The organism is Candidatus Binatia bacterium, assembly GCA_035631035.1.
Lineage (GTDB): Bacteria > Eisenbacteria > RBG-16-71-46 > SZUA-252 > SZUA-252 > DASQJL01.
Genome location: DASQJL010000007.1, coordinates 13761 through 38139, shown reverse-complemented (window position 1 = coordinate 38139; position 24379 = coordinate 13761). Strand labels below are relative to the sequence as shown.

At 66.7% G+C, this 24379-nt stretch carries 20 protein-coding genes, 3 tRNA genes and 3 rRNA genes; 21 read left to right on the top strand and 5 right to left on the bottom strand.

Annotated elements, in window-relative coordinates:
* Positions 1 to 42: 42 nt before the first annotated feature.
* A complete protein-coding gene (locus VE326_00825; protein ID HYJ31738.1) occupies positions 43 to 525 on the bottom strand; it encodes a hypothetical protein in 483 nt (160 codons plus the stop codon).
* Between the two features lie 92 nt (positions 526 to 617).
* On the opposite strand from VE326_00825, the gene VE326_00820 reads away from it, so the two are divergent.
* The 4 genes from VE326_00820 to VE326_00805 all read left to right on the top strand — a co-directional run bounded on the left by VE326_00820 (position 618) and on the right by VE326_00805 (position 1849).
* Positions 618 to 694, top strand: a tRNA-Asp gene (locus VE326_00820).
* Positions 695 to 748: 54 nt separating this feature from the next.
* Positions 749 to 961, top strand: coding sequence for a hypothetical protein (locus tag VE326_00815; GenBank protein ID HYJ31737.1), 213 nt, complete (start codon positions 749 to 751; stop codon positions 959 to 961).
* Between the two features lie 27 nt (positions 962 to 988).
* On the top strand, positions 989 to 1210 hold the full coding sequence (locus tag VE326_00810; protein ID HYJ31736.1) for a hypothetical protein: 222 nt from the start codon (positions 989 to 991) through the stop codon (positions 1208 to 1210).
* A gap of 60 nt (positions 1211 to 1270) precedes the next feature.
* Positions 1271 to 1849: a GNAT family N-acetyltransferase gene (locus VE326_00805; protein ID HYJ31735.1), complete on the top strand. Its 579-nt coding sequence runs from the start codon at positions 1271 to 1273 to the stop codon at positions 1847 to 1849.
* Here VE326_00805 and rsgA read toward each other — a convergent pair.
* Together rsgA and VE326_00795 are read right to left on the bottom strand one after the other, a co-directional pair.
* Positions 1844 to 2965, bottom strand: coding sequence for a ribosome small subunit-dependent GTPase A (rsgA, locus tag VE326_00800; GenBank protein HYJ31734.1), 1122 nt, complete (start codon positions 2963 to 2965; stop codon positions 1844 to 1846). The two genes, VE326_00805 and rsgA, sit on opposite strands and share 6 nt — an antisense overlap.
* A 335-nt stretch (positions 2966 to 3300) precedes the next feature.
* Positions 3301 to 4440: an MBL fold metallo-hydrolase gene (locus tag VE326_00795; protein ID HYJ31733.1), complete on the bottom strand. Its 1140-nt coding sequence runs from the start codon at positions 4438 to 4440 to the stop codon at positions 3301 to 3303.
* A 90-nt stretch (positions 4441 to 4530) separates the two neighbouring features.
* Between VE326_00795 and VE326_00790 the strand changes: the two genes are divergently transcribed.
* From VE326_00790 to VE326_00765, 6 genes are all read left to right on the top strand, one after another.
* Positions 4531 to 5628, top strand: a complete 1098-nt coding sequence (locus VE326_00790) for a putative sulfate exporter family transporter (protein HYJ31732.1) — start codon at positions 4531 to 4533, stop codon at positions 5626 to 5628.
* Positions 5625 to 6629, top strand: coding sequence for a GNAT family N-acetyltransferase (locus VE326_00785; GenBank protein HYJ31731.1), 1005 nt, complete (start codon positions 5625 to 5627; stop codon positions 6627 to 6629). The genes VE326_00790 and VE326_00785 overlap by 4 nt, the downstream gene beginning before the upstream one ends.
* A gap of 171 nt (positions 6630 to 6800) precedes the next feature.
* Complete coding sequence (locus VE326_00780; GenBank protein ID HYJ31730.1) at positions 6801 to 7031, top strand: hypothetical protein; 231 nt, start codon at positions 6801 to 6803, stop codon at positions 7029 to 7031.
* A gap of 80 nt (positions 7032 to 7111) precedes the next feature.
* A complete protein-coding gene (gene speB, locus VE326_00775; GenBank protein ID HYJ31729.1) occupies positions 7112 to 8056 on the top strand; it encodes an agmatinase in 945 nt (314 codons plus the stop codon).
* 5 nt (positions 8057 to 8061) lie between these two features.
* Positions 8062 to 9243, top strand: coding sequence for a class I SAM-dependent rRNA methyltransferase (locus VE326_00770; protein HYJ31728.1), 1182 nt, complete (start codon positions 8062 to 8064; stop codon positions 9241 to 9243).
* A 7-nt stretch (positions 9244 to 9250) separates the two neighbouring features.
* Complete coding sequence (locus tag VE326_00765; GenBank protein ID HYJ31727.1) at positions 9251 to 9601, top strand: DUF1844 domain-containing protein; 351 nt, start codon at positions 9251 to 9253, stop codon at positions 9599 to 9601.
* A 35-nt stretch (positions 9602 to 9636) separates the two neighbouring features.
* Here VE326_00765 and mazG read toward each other — a convergent pair whose 3' ends face one another.
* Entirely contained in the window at positions 9637 to 10503 is an 867-nt protein-coding gene (gene mazG, locus VE326_00760; protein ID HYJ31726.1) for a nucleoside triphosphate pyrophosphohydrolase, read from the bottom strand.
* 106 nt (positions 10504 to 10609) lie between these two features.
* Here mazG and alr point away from each other — a divergent pair, with 106 nt between their 5' ends.
* The 4 genes from alr to VE326_00740 are packed head-to-tail and all read left to right on the top strand — an operon-like array spanning position 10610 to position 14133.
* A complete protein-coding gene (gene alr / locus VE326_00755) occupies positions 10610 to 11857 on the top strand; it encodes an alanine racemase (GenBank protein HYJ31725.1) in 1248 nt (415 codons plus the stop codon).
* Between the two features lie 34 nt (positions 11858 to 11891).
* The gene (gene cdd, locus VE326_00750) at positions 11892 to 12278 is read left to right on the top strand and encodes a cytidine deaminase (GenBank protein ID HYJ31724.1); all 387 of its coding nucleotides are present in this window, start codon (positions 11892 to 11894) and stop codon (positions 12276 to 12278) included.
* On the top strand, positions 12278 to 13573 hold the full coding sequence (locus VE326_00745; protein HYJ31723.1) for a thymidine phosphorylase: 1296 nt from the start codon (positions 12278 to 12280) through the stop codon (positions 13571 to 13573). Before cdd ends, VE326_00745 begins: the two co-directional genes overlap by 1 nt.
* Positions 13570 to 14133, top strand: coding sequence for a GNAT family N-acetyltransferase (locus VE326_00740; GenBank protein HYJ31722.1), 564 nt, complete (start codon positions 13570 to 13572; stop codon positions 14131 to 14133). The genes VE326_00745 and VE326_00740 overlap by 4 nt, the downstream gene beginning before the upstream one ends.
* A gap of 8 nt (positions 14134 to 14141) precedes the next feature.
* Here the strand turns inward: VE326_00740 and VE326_00735 are convergent, their stop codons facing one another.
* On the bottom strand, positions 14142 to 16259 hold the full coding sequence (locus VE326_00735; protein ID HYJ31721.1) for a PBP1A family penicillin-binding protein: 2118 nt from the start codon (positions 16257 to 16259) through the stop codon (positions 14142 to 14144).
* 116 nt (positions 16260 to 16375) lie between these two features.
* Here VE326_00735 and tyrS point away from each other — a divergent pair, with 116 nt between their 5' ends.
* The 7 genes from tyrS (at position 16376) to VE326_00700 (ending at position 23898) form a co-directional block, all read left to right on the top strand.
* A complete protein-coding gene (gene tyrS / locus VE326_00730; GenBank protein HYJ31720.1) occupies positions 16376 to 17620 on the top strand; it encodes a tyrosine--tRNA ligase in 1245 nt (414 codons plus the stop codon).
* 492 nt (positions 17621 to 18112) lie between these two features.
* Positions 18113 to 19670 (top strand): 16S ribosomal RNA (locus tag VE326_00725).
* A 155-nt stretch (positions 19671 to 19825) separates the two neighbouring features.
* Positions 19826 to 19902, top strand: a tRNA-Ile gene (locus VE326_00720).
* A 25-nt stretch (positions 19903 to 19927) separates the two neighbouring features.
* Positions 19928 to 20003: transfer RNA gene (locus VE326_00715), tRNA-Ala, on the top strand.
* Between the two features lie 167 nt (positions 20004 to 20170).
* Positions 20171 to 23202: ribosomal RNA gene (locus VE326_00710) — 23S ribosomal RNA — on the top strand.
* Between the two features lie 93 nt (positions 23203 to 23295).
* Positions 23296 to 23412 (top strand): 5S ribosomal RNA (gene rrf / locus VE326_00705).
* The 16S, 23S and 5S rRNA genes sit together here with 2 tRNA genes alongside, the layout of an rRNA operon.
* A gap of 54 nt (positions 23413 to 23466) precedes the next feature.
* Positions 23467 to 23898 carry a DUF1810 domain-containing protein gene (locus tag VE326_00700; GenBank protein ID HYJ31719.1) on the top strand — a complete coding sequence of 144 codons (432 nt, stop codon included), beginning with the start codon at positions 23467 to 23469 and terminating at the stop codon, positions 23896 to 23898.
* The last annotated feature ends 481 nt before the right edge of the window (positions 23899 to 24379 follow it).

Genomic DNA, 24379 nt, shown 5'->3' with positions numbered 1-24379 from the left:
GCTCGTCCCAGAACGAGTCAACTCGCCCCGGGACGAGTTACATCAATCGAACTCGAACTTGGGATCCGGCGCGGTCTGATCGGCGCCGACCCGTCCCGCCTGGATGTCCGCCCGGTTGTAGCTCTCACCCTTGACCGGCGCGCCGTGAATCCGTCGAAGCATATTGATCTGGCCCACGTGGGAGAGCGCGTCGGCGATCGGTCCCTGGAAGAGGCGTTCCACGGAATAGCTCAACGGCTGGTCGGACGCCAGGTAGGCGTCGAAGGCCTCCATGGACGCATGGAAGCGCCGGATCTCCTCCGGCCACGGCTGCGGCGTGGCGCTGTTCCATGCCGGCTTGCCGCACGCCATGGAAAGGCCCCAGTCCATCAGGTCCCCGAGGTGAGCGAGGATCTCGACCGGGGTGCGGGTCGTGGGGGAAGCCTTGAACGCGGCGAACTCGGGCGGAGCGTTTCGGGTCGCTTTCGCGCCGCGATACGCCAGCGTGGCCAGGGTGTGGCGCAGGAATTCACGGTCGGAAGCCATGGTCTCTCCTGGGTCAGGGCGCCCGGGGTCGCGTTTGACGCCACCCCGGTTAGACCGTATACTCCCACGTCTTGCTTCCGCTTGGAATCGGTGGGGTCGTAGTTCAGTTGGTTAGAACGCCTGCCTGTCACGCAGGAGGTCGCGGGTTCGAGTCCCGTCGACCCCGCCATTTGATGTACACGTAACTTCAAGCGCTGCACTCGACAAGACCCACGGAAGGGACATGAGCCTGACCAAGACCTGGTTTCCGACGGCCCTCGCGCTCGCCGCAGTCCTCGCGGTGGGCGGGATCACGGGGTGCACCGAGCGCAACATGGGGCGCGCCGACAACGACGGCTGGACGAAGGTCGACACCGGCAAAGGCTCGAGCCAGCCCGCCGCACCCCTGCCGCACGCCGAGGCGGTCAACGTCACCTATTACTACCTCCCCGGCTGAATGGTCTGCGCGAGGTTGAGACCCGCCGTGAGCGGGCTCGAGCAGGAGTTCCCGGGGAAGGTGAGCGCCCGCACCGTCGAAGCCACCGACCCGGAGCGCGCGGACGAGATCCGCGGCCTGGGATTCGCGACGCACGGCCTGGTGATCCGCTCCAAGGACGGCGCCGTTCTCTTCAAGCAGCCGGACCACACGGTGGACATCTCGACCGTGGAGGGCGCCATCCGGCAGATCCTCGCTCCGAAGACCTGATCCAAGCGGCGATCTAAGTTGACATAATCACTTGCGCTGGCGCAGGTAACATTTATGTTAATGAACCCCCACGAGGTCACGCTCCACACCGACCGGCTAACCCTCCGCCAATTCCGCCAGGACGACATCGACGCCTACGCGGCCATGCACGCCGATCCGGACGTCATGCGCTACATCGGCGAGGGGAAGCCGCTCTCGCGCGAGGACGCGTGGCGGAGCATGGCCATGATGGCGGGGCACTGGATCCTGCGCGGCTACGGCATCTGGGCGGTCGAGGAGCGCGCCAGCGGCATCCTCGTGGGGCGCGTCGGCCTCTACTACCCAGAGGGCTGGCCGGGGCAGGAGGTCGGCTGGACGCTGGCGCGCCCCTTCTGGGGCAGGGGCTACGCCTACGAAGCCGCCCGCGCCGCGTTCGCCTATGCCTTCGAGACGCTCCAGTGGCCGCGCATCATCAGCCTGATCGCTCCCGAAAACCGCCGATCGATCGCCCTCGCCGAGCGGCTGGGGGAGCGCCTCGAGGGTGAGGTGGAGATCCGAGGCTGGCGCACGCTGAAGTACGGCATCGAGCGTCCGGCCGGCGCGGGCCGTCAGGGCGCGCATCGTATCGCGACGGCGCAAGGCGATCGACCCGGCTCATAGGGATCTCTTGTCGGGACGCTGCCGGGCTTCCAGGTGGATCTTCTTCCACCGCCGCTGCTCGGCCAGCCGGACCCGCTTGTCGACCTTCCCCGCCTGGTAGCGCACCTCGCGCTGCAGCTTGCCGTAGCTCGCGAAGCGCCCCGAATCGAGCGAGCCGTCCTGGAGCGCCGCGCGCACGGCGCATCCCGGCTCCGACTGGTGGGTGCAGTCGCGGAACCGGCAGCCCGCCGCCACCGACTCCACGTCTTCGAAGGTCTGCGACAGCCCCTCCTCTCCTTCCCACAGGAGCACGGTCCGCATCCCCGGCGTGTCGAGCAGCAGCCCTCCGCCCGGAAGCGCGACGATCCGCCGCGACGTCGTGGTGTGGCGGCCGCGATCGTCCTCGTCGCGGATCTCCTGGGTGCGCATCACCTCCTCGCCGGCCAGTCCGTTTACGATCGTGGACTTTCCGACGCCGGAGGACCCGACGAGGGCCGCCGTCCGGCCCGGCGCCAGATAGGGAAGCAGCGGATCGAGTCCGTTCGGCGTGAAGGCGCTCACCGCGTGGACGGCCGCGCCCGAAGCGGCGCGCTCTACCGCGGCCCGCTCGCCGTCCGCGTCGGGACGGAGATCGGCCTTGCTCAGCACGACAACCGGCTCGGCGCCGCTCTCCCAGAGGAGCGCGAGGTAGCGCTCCAGCCTCCGCACGTTGAAATCGCGATTCAGGGACTGCACCAGGAACACCGTGTCCACGTTGGCCGCGACGATCTGCTCGCCGGCGCCCTTGCCCGGATCCTGCCGGGAGAAGCGGGTCTTCCGAGCGAGCACGCGATGGATCACGGCCCCGTCGGCCGCGCCCCCGCCGTTCCCAACCTCGGCGCCGCTGTTCCCTGAGGCATCGCCCGGGAAGCGCGCCAGCACCCAGTCGCCGACGCAGGGGAGCGCGGCGGGCTCTCCCTCGGATTCGTGACGCAGCCGCCCCGCGACGGTCGCGCGGCACGCGCCGCCCTCCCACCACAGGCTCCAGCTCCCGCGCTGCTCCTCGAACACGCGCGCGGGGCGCCACTCGGGATCGACATTGGATTGCACCTGCTGCTCGAAGAACGGATTCCAGCCCAGCGATTCCAGTCGGTTCACGACGGTCTTCCTCCGGATGAATGAAAGGCCCAGGTCCGGCCCTCCACACGCGAAGGAGCGCGGTGCTCGCGTGCGCGCAGGCGCGCACCCGGTCGGCTCGCGCAAGCGACGCCGAACGGCGCAAAAAGACCGCGATCTCGATGGGGTGAAGGAAGCCGGCGGAACGGTCAGGCCGGAAAGCGGCCCTTGAGGGACGGCTTAGCGGCCGGAGTCGGCTCCGAGGGTCACAATGGCGTTCAGGTTCGTCATGGTCGTGCCCTCCATGGTTCGGGGAAGACGGCGCTGCGGGGTGCTGCGACTACGGAAACGATACCACGAAACGATCAGCACGAAAACTACCCGAGGGCGCACTCGTTCCGGCCGCCCTCGAGCTGCTCGGCTTCCATGTCCCACACCTCGAGCAGCCCCAGGTTCACCGCCTTGATCTTGCGGTAGGCGTCAGGCGCCTGCCCCAGCTTGGAGCCCACCCAGGAGAGAAACGCGTCGCGATCGCGGATCGCGAGCGGGGCGTTGTCCTGGAGGATTCGCGCGAAGGGCCGGCCCACGCTCTGGTCCGGCTCGCGCTCGGAGGCCGAGGAGTAGTGGGCGGGGTAGATGCGCGTGGCCGGATCCCACTCGCGTCGCGCGCGCTCCAGGCTGTCCCACAGCACCGGCGTCCATTCGTTCGACTTCCCGCCCAGGTCGGGCCGCCCCACCGACTGCACGAAGATGAAGTCTCCCGTGAGCGCGGCGTCCCCGGCGCGGAAGGTGACGCTTCCCTCGGTGTGCCCAGGCGTGTGCTGCACGCGCGTCTCGCCCGCGCCCACGCGGAGAACCGATCCCTCGTCGATCGGCGTGAACGGATACGCGGCCGGTGTGCCGTCGAACGGCGACACGGCGTCGCGCGGGTGCAGGTAGTAGGGGATCTGCAAGGACCGCGCGAGCGCGGGGCCGCCGCTGATGTAGTCGGCGTGCACGTGCGTGTCGGCCACGGCCACCACGCGGCATCCCGCCTGGCGCGCGTAATCGAGATAGGGCTGCGTTTTGCGCGACGGATCCACCAGGAGCGCTTCACCCTTGGAAGCGAGCATGTAGCCGGTCGCTCCCTTGGCCACCCGGTCGAACTGCACGAAGTGATCGAACCCGGCGGGCGGCGCCAGCTTCCGCGGCATGACCGCGAGGTCCCACGCGGCCATGCCGCCGCGCATCGACATCGCGTCGTAGCCCAGGTGGTTCAGGAACAGGGCGACCTGCTTGCTGCTGTTGCCGTGTCCGCAGACCACCGCGATCGGACCGTCGGGCGGAAGCTTCTCCTTCACGCGATCGCGCAGGGCGAGCAGCTCGGAGCCGCGGACGTTCACGAACCGCTCGGAAGGGAGCATGTCGATCCGTCCCGCCGCGACCGCTTCGGGCGTGCGGACGTCCAGGACGCGCAGCGCGGCTCCCGACTCCAGCCGCTGCACCAGCTCTTCGGGGGTGATCTCGGGGATGGTCATGGGCCCAGTGTGGCGAACGGGCGTGGGCCGCGTCAAGGCTCCTGGCCAGAACGCTTGTCGCGCCGGTCGGGACCGGTCAAGATGCGCCCCATGCCGAAGCACGCCGGACCCCATCGCGCGACCTGGACGGACATCCTGCCGGGGCTCGCGCTCAGTCTCCTCGTCGCGCTCCTCGCGCGCCTGCTCCACCAGGCGCTCCCGCACGGCCTGGCCGCGGCCGTCGGCGAGGTGGTCCTCGCCGTGCTCCTCGGACTCCTGATCGGCAACACCGTCGGACTCCCGCCGCTCTTTGCGCCCGGGGTCCGCTGCTCCTTCCACACGGTGCTCCGGATCGCCATCGTGCTCCTGGGGGCGTCCTTTTCGGTGCAGCAGGTGGCCTCGATCGGAGGGCGGGCCGTGATCATGGTCGTCGTCCTCATGACGATCGCCCTGATCGCGGCTCACGCGCTGGGACGGGCGGCGCGCGTGCCGCCCCGGCTCGCCACCCTGATCGGGGTCGGGACCGCGGTCTGCGGCAACTCGGCGATCGTCGCGACGGCGCCGGTGATCGGAGCCCACGACGACGAGGTCTCCTTCGCGATCGCGACGAATACCCTGTTCGGGACGCTGGCCGTGTTCCTCTATCCGCTGATCGGCCACGCGCTGCACCTGCGCGATCCCGCCTTCGGGACCTGGGCGGGCTCCGCCGTGAACGACACCTCGCAGGTGGTCGCGACCGGCTTCGCCTACAGCGACGGAGCGGGAAGGATCGCCACCGCGGTCAAGCTCACGCGGAACGCCCTCATGGGCGCGGTGATCGTGCTGATGGGGGTGCTGCACGGCGGCGCGCGACACGAGGGAAGCGACGCCGGCTCGGCCCCTGCGCCGGCGCGCGGAGGGTTCTGGCTCCGGGTGAAGCAATCGATTCCGCTCTTCGTCCTCGGCTTCCTCGCGATGGCGGCCCTGCAGTCGGCCGGCATGCTGCGCTGGCTCTCCGTCCGCGCCGGGCGGGATCTGGCCGCGGACGCCCAGAACGTGGCCCGCGTCCTGATCCTGATCGCCCTGGCCGGCGTGGGACTCTCGACCCGGATCGCGTCGATGCGCCGCGCGGGGCTGCGCCCCTTCTACGTGGGCCTGGTCGTGGCGACCGCCGTCTCGGCCGTGAGCCTCCTCTGGATCCACACCGTCGGCCCGGCGGGAGGATCGTGACCCGGCGCACGAACAAGGGCGGAAGCCCGCGGCTTCCCGAGCTGCCGAAGGGCATCTACGTCCGTCGCCCGAGGCAGGAGGACGGCCCCGAGATCGCAGCCCTCATGAACGCGGTCGACCTGGCGGATATCGGCGTGGCCGAGAACACCGTCGAGGAGGTGTACGAGACGTGGGCGCTCCCGCGCTTTCAGAAGGAGCGGGACGCGTGGATCGTGCTGGAGGGGACCGGGAAGGTCGTCGGCTACGCCTTTGCCTGGGACCGGAAGCCGCACACCGAGATCCAGGCGGATTCCTACGTCGCTCCGGCGCTCGCGGCGAGCGGGCTGGAAGAGGCGCTCCTCGACCGCATCGAAGAGCGCGCCCGGGAGCACCGCGCGGCCGCCCCCAAGTCCGAAGAGGTCCTGATCCGCGGCTTCACCTCCCCGAACGGGAAGGAGCGGATCGCGGCGTTCCTCTCGCGCGGCTATGCGCATGTCCGCACCTTCTGCCGGATGACGATCGACCTGGGCGCTCCCGACACCACTCCCGAGCCCCATTGGCCCGCCGGCATCGAGGCGCGCGCCTATGTCCGGGGCCGGGACGAGCGCGCGTTCGACCGGGCCATCCAGGAGTCGTTCGCCGACCACTTCGGCTTCGTGCACGAGCCGCACGAGGAGTGGATCGCGCGCCGCGTCGACCAGTCGGGCTTCGACGCCGCCCTCTGGACGCTGGCGCTGGACGGAAAGGAGCCTGCCGGAGCGATCCTTGCGTACGCGCCGGAGGGCGAAGGGTGGGTGCGGGAGCTGGGTGTCCGGCCCGCCTGGAGAGGGCGGGGACTGGGGCGCGCGCTCCTCCTGCATACGTTCACCCTTTTTGCGCGCCGCGGGATCAAACGAGTCGGTCTTGGTGTAGACATGGCGAACGAGACGGGAGCGACGCAACTGTACGAATCGGTTGGAATGCGGGTCGCATTCCGTCACGATCTCTACGAGAAGCGGATCGGCCCCGGACTCGCTTCGTAACCCGTTGCGCGTCCGGGGGTAGCGCGGGAGACAAAAATGGCTCACCCTGCCGCGTCGTTTTCCGTTGACGGCCCCCGTGGGGGTACTTAATTTCCCGACGCGGTTTTTTTCGATGGCGCCCGCCGCTCATGGAATGGACCGGGATTGAGGGATTGCGCGATGACGTGGTCAATGGCTGCATCCGGAAACGAGCGGTTCGAGCTGAACGCCCGGGGCCGCCCGGACATTTTCGATCGGGACCCGTTCGACGACGACGAGGAAGAGAATCTCGAGAACGGCGAATTCGATGACGAGGATGAGCTCGACGAGGACGAGGAAGAAGACGAGGACGAATTCGAAGACGACGATTACGACGACGACGACGATCTCGAGGAGGACGAGGAGGAGGAGGACGATCTCTAGGTCGGTTTCGCCCTTCCAGGTCAGGACGCCTTGATCCGCGCGGCGGCTTGCCGCGCGGATTTCCATTCCGGGGGGACTCCGTGCCGCGCCCAAGCCGCATGAAGCTGGCCTCGCCCGCGCCCGCGCTGTTCCTGGGCCTCCCTCCGGAATCCTGCCGCATCGAGCGCGCCCGGGTGGCCGTGATCCCCGCGCCCTTCGACCAGACCACGAGCTACCTGCCCGGCACCCGGTTCGGCCCGGCGGCCATCCTGAACGCCTCGCGCCAGGTGGAGTTCTACGACGAAGAGCTGGATCGCGAGCCCTGCGACATCGGCATCGCCACGCTCGAGGAGATCGAGGTCGAGCCCGCCGACATCGAGTCGGGGCTCCGGCGTCTTGAGCAGGTCGTGGAATCGCTGGACGAGCGGGGAATCGTCCCGCTCACGCTGGGAGGCGAGCACTCCCTCACCCTCGCGCCCGTGGCCGCGCTTCGCCGCCGCTATCCCGAGCTCTCGGTGATCCAGCTGGACGCCCACCTCGACCTGCGCGACGCCTACCAGGGAACGAAGCTGAGCCATGCGAGCGTGATGCGCCGGATCCGGGAGCTGGGCGTCCCCACGGTCCCGGTCGGGATCCGGAGCGTCTCGCGCGAGGAGGCCGACTACGTGCACGCCGAGAAGGCTCCGGTCTTTCTGGCGCGCGAGATCCGCGCCGGGGGGCTCGACGTGGAGGCCGTCCTGGGCGAGCTGGGCAACCCCGTGTACGTCACCGTGGACCTCGACGCCTTCGATCCCTCCTCCGTTCCGGGCGTCGGCACGCCGGAGCCGGGGGGGCTCACGTGGGACGAGGGGCTTCGCCTCCTGCGCGCCGTTTTCGAGCGGCGGCAGGTGGTCGGCATCGACGTGGTCGAGCTCTGCCCCATCCCCGGGCAGATCGTCTCCGATTTCTTCGCGGCGAAGCTGGTGAACAAGCTGATCGGCTATCTCGGGCTCGCCCCGAACGCCGTCTCGGCGCGCCGCCGCCGTCCCAAGTCGCCGCGCGGCTGACCGCCATGCCCGCCGCCGTGCTCCGCCTGGCCAAGAACCAGGAGCGGCGCATCCGGGCCGGCCATCCCTGGGTCTTCAGCAACGAGATCGAGTCGGTCGAGGGCTCCCCCGAGTCGGGGGGCGAGGTCCTCGTGCAGGACCACCGCGGCGGCGTCGTCGGCGTCGGCCTCTACAATCCGCGCTCGCTGATCGCCGTGCGGCTCTTCGCGCGGCGCGAGCGCCCCATCGACGCCGACCTCTTCCGCGAGCGGATCCGCACCGCGCGCGCGCTCCGCGACCGCATCTACCCCGTCGAGACGACGTACCGGCTGATCTACAGCGAAGGGGATTTCCTGCCCGGGCTGATCGTGGACCGCTACGGCGACTATCTGGGCGTGCAGAGCCTGACGGCGGGGATGGAGCGGCGGTTGGACGAGGTGCTGGACGCGCTTCAAGAATTGATGCAGCCCGCGGGGATCGTCTGCCGGCGCGACGCGCCGGCGCGCTCCTACGAGGATCTGCCACTGATGGAGCCGGTCGAGCGGGGCGTCGTGCCCGAGCGCGTGGACGCGCCCTTCCAGGGGTTCGTCCTGACGGTGGATCTCCGGACCGGGCAGAAGACGGGAGAGTTCCTGGACCAGCGGGAGAATCGCCTGCGCGTGGCTCGCGAGGCGGTGGGGCGCAGGGTGCTCGACCTCTATTGCTACACGGGGCTCTTCTCGCTCCACTGCGCGGCCGCCGGCGCGGCGCGAGTCCTCGGCGTGGACCGCTCCGCTCCCGCGGTGGAGCGCGCCCGGGAGAACGCGCGGCGCAACACCCCCTCGCGCGACATCGAGTTCCGGGCCGAGGAGGTGGAGCGCTACCTCCGCGACGCGGTCGCCGCGGAGGAGCGCTTTGGTATGATCATCCTCGACCCGCCGGCCCTGGTGAAGAGCCGGAAGGCGCTCCAGGAGGGGCTGCGCAAGTACGCGCAGCTCAACGCGGCGGCGCTCCGGCTGCTCGAGCCGGGCGGGGTCCTCGCGACCGCGACCTGCTCGCATCACGTCGACGCGCCGCTCTTCCTGGACGTGCTGCGCGCTGCGGCGAAGGATTCCGGACAGCCGCTTCGGGTGGTCGAGGTCCTCGGACAGAGCCGCGACCATCCGGTGCTGCTCGCGGCGCGCGAGACCTCCTACCTCACGATGGTGATCGCCGAGCGGATTCACTGAGGGAGCCATGAACGACAACGCCGAAGCCACGCCGACCCGGAAGGACCTCTTCCTCGGACTGGTCCACTCTTTCCAGGCCGCCGCCATGCAGCAGATGGGGAAGATCATGAACCCCTTCACCGACAAGATGGAGCGGGATCTGCGCCAGGCGCGCCTCTCCATCGACATGCTCGAGATGCTGCAGGAGCGCACCAGCGGAAACCTCACCGGCGAGGAAGCGCGCTTCTTGACGCATGTGCTGACGGAGCTTCGGTTGAACTACGTCGCGGAGCTGGACGAGGACAAGAAGCAGCCCGCGGCCCCGCCCTCGAACGAGCCCGCCCCGGGGACCTCCGGACCCACCGAGCCCGGCGCCTAGTCCCGGCCGGGGATCGCCTCCGAGGACGCGACCGTCTAGTCCCGCTCGCCCCCGCGCTCTTCGCGCTCGCCCCCGCGCTCTTCGCGCTTCGCCGCCTCCCACAGCCGGTCCAGCTCCGGCAGCCCCGCCTCTTCCACCGAGCGGCCCCGCTCGCGGAGCATCGCGGCCACGCGGTCGAACCGTCCCCGGAATTTCTCGGTCGCCAGGCGCAGGCGCGCCTCGGGGTCGATGCGAAGGAAGCGCGACAGGTTGACCACCGCGAAGAGGAGATCGCCCATCTCCTCGGCGATCCGCTCGGGTGCGGCCAGGTCCATCTCCCGCTCCACCTCCGCCAGCTCTTCGCGGATCTTCTCCACCACGCCCTGCGCGTGCTCCCAGTCGAAGCCGACGGACGCCGCCTTCTCCTGGATGCGGTAGGCCTGGAGCAGGGCCGGGAGCGCGTCGGGTCGCTTGCCCAGGATCGAGGTGTCCGCCGACTCCTTCCGCTTCCGCTCCTCCCACCGCCGCAGCACTCCCTGGGCGTCCAGCTCCGGGCCCGCGGCCTCGGCGCCGAACACGTGGGGGTGGCGCGCGACCATCTTGGCGATGTTCCGGCGGAGGACCGCGGCCGGCGCCGCGCCCTTCTCGCGCTCGAGCGCCACCGCGAGGAAGCAGGCCAGGTAGAAGAGGTCGCCCAGCTCCTCGGACGCGCCGTCGGCATTCCCCTCGGCCACCGCCTCGCCGATCTCGTGCGCCTCTTCGACGACGTAGGGCGTGAGGGTGCGCGGCGTCTGCTCGCGGTCCCAGGGGCAGCCCTCGTCCGACGCGAGATGGCGCACCAGGTCGAGCAGCTCGGCGGCCGCGGCGGCGAAGTCCGTGCGATCCCGGGCGGGGGGCGAGAGCTGCGGGCGCGGCGATTCCATCGCGCCAGTCTAGCCGAGCCGCCGCCGCGGCCCCAGGGAAAGCCGCCGTTCTTGCGCGGACCCCGGACGTGTGATACTCGTGGCTAGCCGGGAAACCGGCGCGCCTATGGAATTTCCGACCTGGGTCGAAGTCGACCTCAACCGCTTCCGCCGGAATCTCGCGGCCATCGCCACGGCCATCGGCCCCCGGCGGCGGATCCTCCTCGTCGTCAAAGCCGACGCCTACGGCCACGGCGCCATCGAGATCGCGCGCTGCGCGGTCCAGAACGGCGTCTCGATGCTGGGCGTGGCCACGCTGCACGAGGGGATCGAGCTGCGCTCGGCCGGGATCGACCTTCCGATCGTCATCCTGAGCCCCGGCCTCCTCTGCGAGGTGGAGGAGATCATCGAGCACCGGCTGACCCCCTGCGTGGCCACGCTCGGCTTCGCGCAGCGGCTCTCCGAGCGATGCGCCGCGCACCAGGTCCTCTGCCGCGTCCACGTCGAGGTGGACACCGGGATGGGGCGCGCCGGGGTCGCCGAGTCGGAAGCGGTGGACTTCGTCGAGCGGCTGACAGGGCTTCCGAACCTCCTCCTCGAAGGGGTCTTCACCCATTTTCCCGACGCCGACTCCGGCCGCACGGAGGTGAGCGAGGAGCAGCTTCGCCGGTTCGGCGCCGTGCTGCACGCGCTGGAGCTCCGGAAGATCGAGGTGCCGGTGCGCCACGCCGCGAACAGCGCGGGAATTCTGAGCGTGCACGACTCCTATCTCGACATGGTTCGCCCCGGCATCCTGGCCTACGGCTTCTATCCCAGCCGCGCCGTGCCGCATAGCGTCGACGTGGAGGGGGTGATGGCGTTCAAGACGCGCATCGTCCAGCTCCGCGACCTTCCGCCCGGGCGCTTCGTCTCCTACGGCCGCACGTTCCAGGCGCCGGGGTGGATGCGGATCGCGGTGCTCGCGGTGGGCTACGGCCACGGCTATCCGTGGGCGCTCTCCAACCGCGGCGAGGTGCTGATTCGCGGACGGCGCGCCCCGGTCGTCGGGCGCGTCACGATGGACCTCACGATGGTGGACGTTTCCGCCATCCCCGAGGCGATGCCGGAGGACGAGGTGGTGCTCTGGGGCGAGCAGGGGGGCGCGCGGCTCGACCTGGGCGAGGTGGCCGAGCGGGCCCAGACCATCCCCTACGACCTTCTCTGCAGCATGGGAAAACGCGTCGTGCGCCTCTATCACAACGACGGCGAGCCGATGAAGGCGCTGACCCTGATCGGCGTGCGCGAGGAGACCGAGGTGATCGAGGGGGGCGGCGCCGCGGGGCCGCGCCGCCGCCGCCGGCGGGTGCGCTACCGCAGCACGAGGAGCGGGTCCTGAGCGCCGGCAGGATCACCGCCGGCCGGAGCGCTGCATGAGCGACGGCGTGAAGCTGCTCGAAGCCGCGCGGGTCCTTCTCTCGAAAGCGCACGCGCCCTACTCGCACTACCGCGTCGCGGCCGCGCTCGAGGACGACAACGGCGTCGTGCACCCCGGCGTCAACGTGGAGAGCGCGTCGCTCGGGCTCACGATCTGCGCCGAGCGGAACGCCCTCTTCGGCGCCTTGGCGCGCGGCGCGCGGCGGTTCCGCCGCATCGCGATCGCGACCGACCCGCCGGGCCCCTGCATGCCCTGCGGCGCCTGCCGCCAGGTCCTGGTCGAGCACGCACCCGATCTCGAGGTGATCGTCGCCTCGCCGGAGGGCGCGCCCGAGATGATCCCGCTTCGCGATCTCCTGCCGCGCCCCTTCCTCTCGTTCTGATGCGCGACGTCATCGCCGCCAAGCGCGACGGCCGCCCGCTGTCGGAGGCCCAGATCCGCGCCTGGATCCGCGGCGTGGCGGACGGCTCCATTCCCGATTACCAGAGCGCCGCGCTGCTCATGGCGATCGTCTGGCGGGGCATGAGCCGCGAGGAGACGGTCGCGCTCACCGACGCGCTGATGCGCTCGGGGCGCGTGCTTGACTGGAGCGGGCTGGGGCGACCCACCGTGGACAAGCACTCGACCGGCGGCGTGGGGGACAAGGTTTCGATCGCGCTCGCTCCCTGGGTGGCCGCGTGCGGCGCGGTCGTGCCGATGATCGCGGGGCGCGGCCTGGGCCATACCGGCGGCACTCTCGACAAGCTCGAGGCGATTCCCGGCTTTCGCACCCGCCTTTCCGCCGCCGAGTTCGAAGGCCAGGTGCGGAAAATCGGACTCGCGATCGCGGGGCAGGGGGAGGACCTCGCGCCCGCCGACGGCGCGCTCTACGCGCTGCGCGACGTGACGGGGACCGTGGAATCGGTGCCGCTCATCGTGGCGAGCATCCTGAGCAAGAAGGCCGCCTCGGGCGCTGCCGGCGTCGTGTTCGACGTGAAGTGCGGCGCCGGGGCCTTCATGCCGGGCCGCGAGGAGGCTTCGGGGCTCGCGCGCGAGCTGGTCTCGGTGCTCTCCGGCATGGGGCGGAAAGCCCACGCGCTGGTCACGGCGATGGACGAGCCGCTGGGTGCGGCGGTCGGAAACGCCAACGAGACGGCCGAGGCGTTCGCGGTGCTGCACCGGGCCGCGCCCTCGGATCTCATGGAAGTGACGCGCGCGCTCGCTGTGCGGATGCTCGTCCTCGGCGGGGTCGCGCGCGAGCGTCACGAGGCCGAGGCGCGCCTGGACCGGGCGCTGGAGACGGGAGAGGCGCTCCGCCGCGCCGAGCGCATGGTGCAGGCGCAGGGGGGCGATCCGCGCGTGGTGGGCGACCCCGGCCGGTTGCCCCGCGCCGAGGCCGAGACGGCGGTGCCCGCGCCGCGTTCCGGCTACGTCGCCGCGGTGGACGCGCGGCGGGTCGGCGAGCTCGTGATCGCCATGGGGGGTGGCCGGCGGCGCAAGGAGGATGCGGTGGATCCGGCGGTCGGGGTGCGCCTGCTGAAGAAGCGCGGCGACCGCGTGGATGCCGGCGAGGCGCTGGCGCTGGTCCAGTCGCGTCGCGAGGCGCTCGAGTGGACGGAGGCCGCGGCGCGCGCCTACGTGATCGCCGACGAGCCCCCGAGCGTGTCGCCGCTCGTGCTGGAGGAGGTCGCGCCGTGATCCGGGTTCTCCCGGCAACGGCGGATCGCTGGGACGATCTTGCGGCGCTGTTCGGCCCGCGCGGCGCGTGCGCCGGCTGCTGGTGCATGTGGTGGCGGCGTTCCGCGGCCGAGTGGAAGCGCGGCAAGGGAGAGGGAAATCGTCGCGCGCTCCGGCGTCTTGTGGATTCCGGCGAGCCGCCCGGGTTGATCGCGTACGACGGGGAGACGCCGATCGGTTGGATCGCGCTGGCTCCGCGCGAGGAGTATCCGCGCCTCGCCACGGCGCGCTCGTTGAAGCCGATCGACGACACGCCGGTCTGGTCGGTCACCTGCTTCTTCGTGGCGAAGGATCATCGCCGTCGCGGTGTCAGCGCGAAGCTTCTGCTCGCGGCCGCCGATCATGCGAGGAAGCGCGGGGCGAGAATGATCGAGGGCTATCCGGTGGTGAGTCGAGCGGGATCGATGCCGGATGCCTTTGCGTGGACGGGACTGCCCGCGGCCTTCGAGCGCGCGGGATTCCGCGAGGTCGCGCGTCCGTCGGCGTCGCGGCGGATCATGAGGAAGGCGCTGAAGAAGTAGGAATCCGGCTACAGCCGGAGATGCTCCTCGGGCTGCGCCTCGCTGTCGTGCTGCTCCAGGTCGCGCGGCTCCGATTCCGGCGGCGGGGTGGCCCCGGTGTGGACGTCGCAGTAGCCGGTCGGCTCCGTCCCCTCCTTGAAGAGCTCCATCTCGGTCTCGGGGCAGGAGGGATTCGCGAGAAGGCCCGTCTGGCTGCAGATCAGGCGCGACACCACCCCGTTGGGGACGGGGAAATCCTGCGCGGGCTTGTTCTTCGTGCCCGCCGAGACCACGTCGACCCAGATCGGGAGCGCCGCGGCGGCACCCGTCATGTTCGGCCCGATCTTCTGCTTCCGGTCGAAGCCCACCCAGACTCCCGTGACCAGCGAGGGCGTGTACCCGACGAACCAGGCGTCGGTGTAGTCGTCGGTCGTGCCGGTCTTCCCCGCCGCGGGGACATTCAGGCCGATCGCGTGGGCCATGGCCGCCGTTCCCGACTGCAGCACCGTCTCCATCATGTTCGTCATCGTGAGCGCGGTCTCGGGGCTCAGCACCTCCTCAGCCGTGGTGCGCGTCTGCTCCAAGACCTTCCCGTTCTTGTCCTCGACGCGGAGCACGAAAACCGGGGTGGTGCGCACGCCCTGATTCGCGAACACGCCGTAGGACGACGTCAGCTCGAGCAGGTTCACTTCCGACGTGCCGAGCGCCAGCGAGAGATCGCTGCCCAGGCGGCTCCGGATCCCGAGCCGCCGCGCGTACGAGATCACCTGCGGCGTCCCGATCTTCTGGAGCAGCTTGGCCGCCGGGACGTTCAGCGACTTGGCGAGCGCCGTGCGCAGGGTCACCGGCCCGCGGAACTTGTGATCGTAGTTCTGGGGCGACCAGTCCTCACCGTTGCCCGCCTTGAAGGAGACCGGGGTGTCCAGGATCATCTCGTTGGGCGTGTAGCCGTTGTCGATGGCGGCGGTGTAGATGAACGGCTTGAACGCCGAGCCCGGCTGGCGCGCGGCCTGGGTGGCGCGGTTGAAATTCGACTCGTTGAAGTCGCGGCCGCCGATCAGCGCGCGGATCTGTCCGTTCGTGGGATCGATCGCCACGACCGCGCCCTGCAGGTAGTCGGTCTGGGTCCGCTCGTTCGGCTGGGCCGTCTTCACCTTGGCGAGGATGGCCGCGCGGCTCCGCTTCCCGCCGATCCGCTGCTCCAGCTCGGTCAGGCGCCGCTCCAGCGATTCCTCCGCGGCGTGCTGGAGATCGGCGTCGAGCGTTGTGTAGACGCGGAGGCCGCCCTCGAAGAGCTGGTTCGAGCCGTAGCGCTCTTCCAGGTAGAGCCGCACCATCTCCATGAAGTAGGGGGCCGACTTCGTGTCGATGCGGGTCTTGCTCACGCCGAGCGGCGTCTCGGAGGCGGCCTCGTACTGTTTCTGGCTCAGCTTCCGGTTCTGGACCATCGCCGCGAGGACGAGATTGCGCCGCTTGAGCGCGCGGTCGGGATCCCGGCGCGGCGAGTAGTCGCGCGGGTTGCGCGGCAGTCCGGCGAGGAGCGCGCATTCGGGCAGCGTCAGCTCCTGCACGTTCTTTCCGAAGTAGATGCGCGCGGCCGCGTCCACGCCGTAGGCGCCCTCGCCGAAGTAGATCTGGTTCAGGTACATCTGAAGGATCTCGTCCTTGGTGTACGTCTGCTCGATGCGGACGGCGAGGATCGCTTCCTTGATCTTCCGCGAGACCGTCTTCTCGTGGGTCAGGAAGAGGTTCCGCGCGAGCTGCTGCGTGATCGTGCTGGCGCCCTGCTCGGGACGCCGCGAGATCACGTCCTGCACCAGGGCGCCGAACAGCCGGATGGGATCGATGCCCCAGTGCGTGTAGAAGCGGCGGTCCTCGATGGAGAGGATCGCGTCCTTCATCGCCTGCGGGATCTGCCGGAGGGGGACGACGCTCCGGTTCTCCTTGTAGAACTCGTGCACCAGCTTCCCGTTCACGTCGTAGACGAGGGTCTTCACGGGAGGCGCGATGGTCTGCAGGCTGGAGGGCGAGGGGAGATCCTGGCGCGCCCAGTTGGCCACGCCGATTCCCACGCCGACCGTGGCGCACAGGACGACGATGAGGAGTGCCGCGGTGAACTGGGCGATCCACTTCCAGCGATGGCTCACGGAAGGTCCTTGGCTCTTGGTGCGGTGGCGGGCACGAAACGTACGCTAGGTTCCGTGCGCCGGGGGGTCAAGCGCGACTTTCGCGCCCGGTGCAAAGTTGCTAGAGTTCGCCGTCCATGAACGACAAGCCGATTCTGAGCGCCGAGGCGGCGCGACAGCTCGCGGTCATCCGCTCGGGCGTCGAGGAGCTGATTCCCGAGGCCGAGCTGGTGAAGAAGCTCGAGCGCTCGCTCGCGACGAAGACGCCGCTCCGCGTGAAGCAGGGGTTCGACCCCACCGCGCCCGACATCCACCTGGGGCACACCATCGGGCTTCGAAAGCTCCGGCAGTTCCAGGAGCTGGGCCACCAGGTGGTCCTCATCGTCGGCTCCTACACCGCGCTCGTCGGCGATCCCAGCGGCCGCAACAAGACGCGTCCGCGCCTCACCGAGGCCGAGGTCGAAGCGAACGCGCAGACCTACCTGGACCAGTTCTTCAAGGTCGTCGACAAATCGAAGACCGAGGTGCGCTGGAATGGGGAATGGTTCTCCGCGATGCGCTTCACCGACGTGCTTCATCTCACCTCACAGTTCACGGTGGCCCGCCTTCTCGAGCGCGACGATTTCGACCAGCGCTTCAAGGCCGGCGAGCCGATCGGGGTGCACGAGCTCTTCTACCCCCTGATGCAGGCCTACGATTCGGTGGTGATACGGGCCGATGTGGAGATCGGAGCGACCGAACAGAAGTTCAATCTTCTGACCGGCCGCGACATCCAGATGGCCTACGGCGTCGAGCCCCAGGTGATCCTCACGCTGCCCGTGCTCGAGGGCCTGGACGGCGTCCGGCGCATGAGCAAGAGCCTCGGTAACTACATCGGCGTTTCCGAGTCGCCGAAGGAGATTTTCGGCAAGGCGATGAGCCTCCCCGACTCCATGATCGAGCGTTATTTCCGTCTGGTCACCGACGCCTCCCCCGAGGAGTGCGCCGAAGTCGCGAAATCGCTTCAAGATCCGTCGGTCAATCCGATGGTGTGGAAAAAGGCTCTCGCTCACGGGCTCGTGCGCCAGTACCACGGCCAGGACGAGGCCGACCGGGCCCGGGAGGATTTCGAGAAGCAGTTTTCGCGCCGCGAGATACCTTCGGAAATGCCCGTCGTTACGGTCGAATCGGGCCGTTTTCGCGCCCGCGACCTGGTCATGCGGGCCTTCCCCAATCAGTACACCGGCAGCGCTGCCGGGAATCTCTTTCGGCAGGGCGCAGTCCATATTGGTGGGGAGCGGGTGACCGACATCGCCAGGGAGTTCGAGCTTCGTAAGGGCTCGGAAACAGGAGAGTTGGTCATCAAGGTGGGGCGGAAGTTCGCCAAGGTCGTCGCGGCCTGATCCGGCCCTCTTGGGCCCCCCTGCTCTAAGTCATTGTTTCGGAGTGGTTTGGGAGTTTGTCCACACGCTTCCGGCGCTCGAATCGAGCTCCTCGGATTTGCGTCCAAGTGGGGTTGACAGGAAGAGATAGTGCAGCTATCGTCTCTTCTTGCGGCCGGTAGGGTTCTAACTTCAGTCCTGCCGGACGACTGCACGGTCCAAACCCTTGAAAACAATGGGTTCCAGCAGGCGAAAGGCCGACTGGTCCGGACCTTTGAGAATCGCAAACTTTTGCATTGACAGGCCGCACTCGAATGGATAGTTTCACGGTTCGGCCCTAAAACAGCCAAACTCGCGCAAGTCGCGCGCCTGCTCTTTGACAAACGAATAGTGCACGCATGTGTCGTGGAGCCCTGAAGGATCCTTCTCGGGCGAATAACGCCGAGAGATCTCTTGTTAATTCCACGGTGCCGCGGATGCTCGCGAACACCGTGCATGGTGTGAAAGAAAAACACAGCGGAGAGTTTGATCCTGGCTCAGAACGAACGTTGGCGGCGTGGATTAGGCATGCAAGTCGAACGCGAAAGGGGTAGCAATACCCCGAGTAAAGTGGCGAACGGGTGAGTAACGCGTAGGAAACCTGCCTTCGAGTGGGGGATAACATTCCTAACGGGATGCTAATACCGCATGTGACTACGGGGTCGCATGGCTCTGTAGTGAAAGGTGGCCTCTGTTTACAAGCTACCGCTCAAAGATGGTCCTGCGTCCCATTAGCTAGTTGGTGGGGTAACGGCCTACCAAGGCGACGATGGGTAGCCGATCTGAGAGGATGACCGGCCACACTGGGACTGAGATACGGCCCAGACTCCTACGGGAGGCAGCAGTCGAGAGGCTTCGGCAATGGGGGAAACCCTGACCGAGCGACGCCGCGTGGAGGATGAAGGCCTTTGGGTTGTAAACTCCTGTCATGAGGGAAGAAACGTCACCGTTCGAATAGGGCGGTGACTTGACGGTACCTCAAGAGGAAGCTCCGGCTAACTCCGTGCCAGCAGCCGCGGTAATACGGGGGGAGCAAACGTTGTTCGGAATCACTGGGCGTAAAGGGCGCGTAGGCGGCCAGATAAGTGGGGTGTTAAATCTCCCGGCTCAACCGGGAACCTGCACCTCATACTGCCTGGCTTGAGTACAGCAGAGGAGACTGGAATTCCCGGTGTAGCGGTGAAATGCGTAGATATCGGGAGGAACACCAGTGGCGAAGGCGAGTCTCTGGGCTGTATCTGACGCTGATGCGCGAAAGCTAGGGGAGCAAACGGGATTAGATACCCCGGTAGTCCTAGCCGTAAACGGTGGGCACTAGGTGTTGGAGGCATCGACCCCTCCAGTGCCGCAGCTAACGCATTAAGTGCCCCGCCTGGGGAGTACGGCCGCAAGGTTGAAACTCAAAGGAATTGACGGGGGCCCGCACAAGCGGTGGAGCATGTGGTTTAATTCGACGCAACGCGAAGAACCTTACCCAGACTTGACATGCACAGGACCGGCGTTGAAAGACGCCTTCCCTTCGGGGCCTGTGCACAGATGCTGCATGGCTGTCGTCAGCTCGTGTCGTGAGATGTTGGGTTAAGTCCCGCAACGAGCGCAACCCTTGTCGTTAGTTGCCATCATTCAGTTGGGCACTCTAGCGAGACTGCCGGTGGTGAACCGGAGGAAGGTGGGGATGACGTCAAGTCCTCATGGCTCTTACGTCTGGGGCTACACACGTGCTACAATGGCCGGTACAAAGGGTCGCAATACCGCGAGGTGGAGCCAATCCCAAAAAGCCGGCCTCAGTTCGGATCGGAGTCTGCAACTCGACTCCGTGAAGTCGGAATCGCTAGTAATCGCTGATCAGCAGGCAGCGGTGAATACGTTCCCGGGCCTTGTACACACCGCCCGTCAAGCCACGAAAGTCGGCAGTACCCGAAGTCGGTGTGCTAACCCGCAAGGGGGGCAGCCGCCTAAGGTAAGGTCGGTGATTGGGGCTAAGTCGTAACAAGGTAGCCGTACCGGAAGGTGCGGCTGGATCACCTCCTTTCTAGGTGACACATGGCGGCGATGCGAATCGAGCCATCGACGCCGCGAGCTCTCCGAGTTCGCGACGAGCATCGATCCGTCCAGGTCTCCAGGTCGTCTTCAGGTGTCTCCACGCACTGCGTGCACTATGTCGCTTTCAGGCGATACGCCGACCGGGGGCCTATAGCTCAGGTGGTTAGAGCGCGCGCCTGATAAGCGCGAGGTCAGTGGTTCAAGTCCACTTAGGCCCACCAAGGCTGAAGATCTCGTTCAGATCTTGGGGATATAGCTCAATTGGGAGAGCGCCGGCTTTGCAAGCCGGAGGTTGCCGGTTCGATCCCGGCTATCTCCACCATGCGGATCTTGATTGCACCGCCAAATCCGGCGGCCACGCCTCGAATCGAATAACAAGAACGTGAATTTTAGCGGCGGCACGTTTCGCCGCGTGAAGACGCGATCTTTGACAACTGAATATGGACGACGGGTAATAAAGCTGAGCAACCATCGAGCATCTTGATGTTCGGTCAAGCTACTAAGAGCATATGGTGGATGCCTTGGCGTCAGAAGGCGATGAAGGGCGTGATAAGCTGCGATAAGCTGCGGAGAGGCGCAAATAGCCAGAGACCCGCAGATTCCCGAATGGGGAAACCCGGCAGGGTTCATACCCTGTCCGCCCGAGACTGAATCCATAGGTTTCGGGCAGCCAACGGGGGGAAGTGAAACATCTCAGTACCCCCAGGAAGAGAAAGCAACCGCGATTCCCTCAGTAGCGGCGAGCGAACGGGGAACAGCCTAAACCGAGCGGCGCGTTAAAGCCTGCCAGCGTTGCGCCGCCGGTGTCGCGGGACGTGCTCGGATCCAGGGCAGCTGGGTCGGAGAGTCAAAAACCAGGTGATTAACCGAACGTTCTGGGAAGGACGACCACAGAGGGTGAAAGTCCTGTAGGTGAAAATCTCCTGGCTCTCTCGAGCGCGCACCCAAGTACCGCGGGACACGTGAAATCCTGCGGGAATCCGGAGGGACCACCCTCCAAGGCTAAATACTCTCTGACGACCGATAGTGAACCAGTACCGTGAGGGAAAGGTGAAAAGGACTCCTGGCGGAGAGTGAAATAGAACCTGAAACCATATGCTTACAAGCGGTCGGAGGCTGACCCGGGGACTTCGGTTCCCGGTTAGGCTGACGGCGTGCCTTTTGCATAATGATCCGGCGAGTTACTCGTACGTGGCAAGGTTAAGCGTCTCAGACGCGGAGCCGAAGCGAAAGCGAGTCCGAAATGGGCGACTAGTCGCGTGCGGTAGACCCGAAGCGGGAGTGATCTAGCCATGGCCAGGATGAAGCGAGTTTAACAGTTCGTGGAGGTCCGAACCGGTTACCGTTGAAAAGGTATCGGATGAGCTGTGGCTAGGGGTGAAAGGCCAATCAAACCCCGTGATAGCTGGTTCTCCCCGAAATGGATTTAGGTCTAGCCTCGAGTAAGAGTGTGGCGGGGGTAAAGCACTGATTGGGCTAGGGACCCTACCAGGTTACCAAACCCTTTCAAACTCTGAATACCGTTCACATGTTTCTCGGGAGTAAGGGCGCGAGGGATAAGCTTCGCGACCGAGAGGGGAACAACCCAGATCGCCAGCTAAGGTCCCAAAGTGTGGGCTAAGTGTATAAGGATGTGGGATCTCAGAGACAACCAGGATGTTGGCTTAGAAGCAGCCATCATTTAAAGAGTGCGTAATTGCTCACTGGTCAAGTAATCCTGCGCCGATAATGTCCGGGACTCAAGTCCACCACCGAAGCTGCGGGTGTGCGGCGTTTCGACGTCGTACGCGGTAGGGGAGCGTTCTGTTGTAGGATGAAGGTGGTCCGTAAGGAACACTGGACGAACCAGAAGTGATTATGCCGGAACGAGTAGCGAGAAACCAGGCGAGAAACCTGGTCACCGAAAACCTAAGGTTTCCTGAGGAAGGTTAATCCGCTCAGGGTTAGTCGGACCCTTAGCCGAGGCCGAAAGGCGTAGGCGATGGAAAACAGGCGAACATTCCTGTACCAGTCCGTAGGCGACCAAGACACCAAGGGGTTACGCAGGAGTGAAAGACCAGCCCACGATCGGAAGTGTGGGTCTAAGCCAGTAGGAGGATCCCGTAGGCAAATCCGCGGGGTCATTACTCCGAGAGGTGATGGGGAGTGCGTAAGCACATAAACTGGTCCTAAGCATGCTGCCGAGAAACACCTCTACGTGAGTCTTCGGGCTGTCCGTACCGCAAACCGACACAGGTAGGTGGGGTGAAGATCCTAAGGTGCTCGAGTGAGTCTTGCAGAAGGAACTCGGCAAAATAGCCCCGTAACTTCGGAAGAAGGGGTACTCCTAGTACGTGAAGGGCCTCGCGCCTGGAGCCGAACGGAGCCGCAGTGAATGGGGTCAAGCGACTGTTTACCAAAAACACATGTCTCTGCTAAGCCGAAGAGGCGACGTATAGGGACTGACACCTGCCCGGTGCCGGAAGGTTAAAGGGCGTGGTCAGCCGCAAGGCGAAGCCGCAAACTGAAGCCCCGGTAAACGGCGGCCGTAACTATAACGGTCCTAAGGTAGCGAAATTCCTTGTCGGGTAAGTTCCGACCTGCACGAATGGTGTAACGACTTGACCGCTGTCTCCTGCAAGAGCTCGGCGAAACTGTAGCAGCGGTGAAGATGCCGCTTACCCGCGACTGGACAGAAAGACCCCGTGCACCTTTACTGTAGCCTGGTATTGGGTCTTGATATGTCATGTGTAGGATAGGTGGGAGGCTTTGAAGCGGGGGCGCTAGCTCCCGTGGAGCCAACCTTGAAATACCACCCTTGAGATATTGGGATTCTAACCTCGTGCCGTGAATCCGGCCGAGGGACATTGCCAGGTGGGCAGTTTGACTGGGGCGGTCGCCTCCCAAAGAGTAACGGAGGCGTGCAAAGGTTCCCTCAGTGCGGTTGGTAATCGCGCGTGGAGTGCATTGGCATAAGGGAGCTTGACTGCGAGACCTACAAGTCGAGCAGGTGCGAAAGCAGGCCAAAGTGATCCGGTGGTTCTGTGTGGAAGGGCCATCGCTTAACGGATAAAAGGTACGCCGGGGATAACAGGCTGATCCCGCCCGAGAGTTCACATCGACGGCGGGGTTTGGCACCTCGATGTCGGCTCATCGCATCCTGGGGCTGGAGAAGGTCCCAAGGGTTCGGCTGTTCGCCGATTAAAGCGGTACGTGAGCTGGGTTCAGAACGTCGTGAGACAGTTCGGTCCCTATCCATCGCGGGCGCAGGATATTTGAGGGGAGCTGGCCCTAGTACGAGAGGACCGGGTCGGACGGACCTCTAGTGTATCGGTTATCGTGCCAACGGTATGGCCGAGTAGCTATGTCCGGATGAGATAAGCGCTGAAAGCATCTAAGCGCGAAACTCGCCCCAAGATTAGATATCCCCCAGCATAAGCTGGCTAAAGGACCCTCGGAGATGACGAGGTTGATAGGCCGGAGGTGTAAGCGCGGCGACGCGTTCAGCCGACCGGTACTAATCGTCCGTGAGGCTTGATCGGACTTCAAGTTGCCCGGTGGCCTCAGCTTTTTCCCGTCGTCCGTTTCAGTTGTCGGAGTTGTAGCGCGGCGCCCGGTGACGCCGCGAAGGACATTCCGGTGGCAATGGCGGAGGGGAAACACCTCTTCCCATTCCGAACAGAGCAGTTAAGCCCTCCAGCGCCGATGGTACTGCACGGGAGACTGTGTGGGAGAGTAGGTCGCCGCCGGGAGTAGCTTGAAACGGCCCCTCGTCATTCGAGGGGCCGTTTTTTATTCTCCTGCTCGTGGCCCTGGACCCCTTCGACCTCCGCCGATTTGTCGAGGCGCAGCAGAGCGTCTATGAAAGCGCCCTGGCCGAGCTCCGTCGCGGCCGGAAGGAGACGCACTGGATGTGGTTCGTCTTCCCGCAGCTTGCCGGCCTGGGGACGAGCCCGGTCTCGCGGCGCTATGCGATTCGATCCCCGGCCGAGGCCGCCGCGTATCTCGAACATCCGATCCTCGGCACGCGCCTGCGCGAATGCGTCGTCGCGCTGAACGGGCTCGCCTCGAGCTCCGCGGAGGAAATCCTGGGAAGCGTCGACGCGATGAAGCTCCGCTCGTCGCTTACCCTCTTCGCGCGCGTCGCGGAGAGGCCGTCCGTGTTCACGGAAGCCCTCGACAAGTTCTTCGGCGGCGCGCCCGACCCACGAACGCTCGAGCGCCTCGAGGCACGGTGACTCGGGGCGTACAACTCGATCGACCATAGCGCGCGCCTCTTTGGGAGCTAGCGGGTCAGGGTAAGCTCGATCCCCGCGTGCGCCTTCCCGCCACGTAGACCTACGCAGCTGATACGAAAATCTCGCGAATCACGCGTTTCTCTGTGCGAAAGAACCCGCAACCGACGTTTCATGCTGAGAAGCGAGCCTGACCGGGGCAGGGCAAGGCGCGGGCCGGTGCGCGCCCGTTCGCCCGCGGGTCGGGCTCACGTCGTGGGGGGTTGCCGGCGGCGGGCCGACTGGGGAGTTAGGCTGTCGCGGGGCGGCGAGAGCCGAGCCCGGGACAACGTCGCCGGCGCATGGATGGCGCCGCGGGCTCCCGTGCGCCGGGAGACGTGGGCCCGGCGTTCGCCGCGGCGCCGCCGTGCGCATTCCGGCGGGGCCCTGCGCGCGGCGCCGCCACGCCCCAGCCTCCATACGCGTTCGCAAGCCCCCGTGCGCC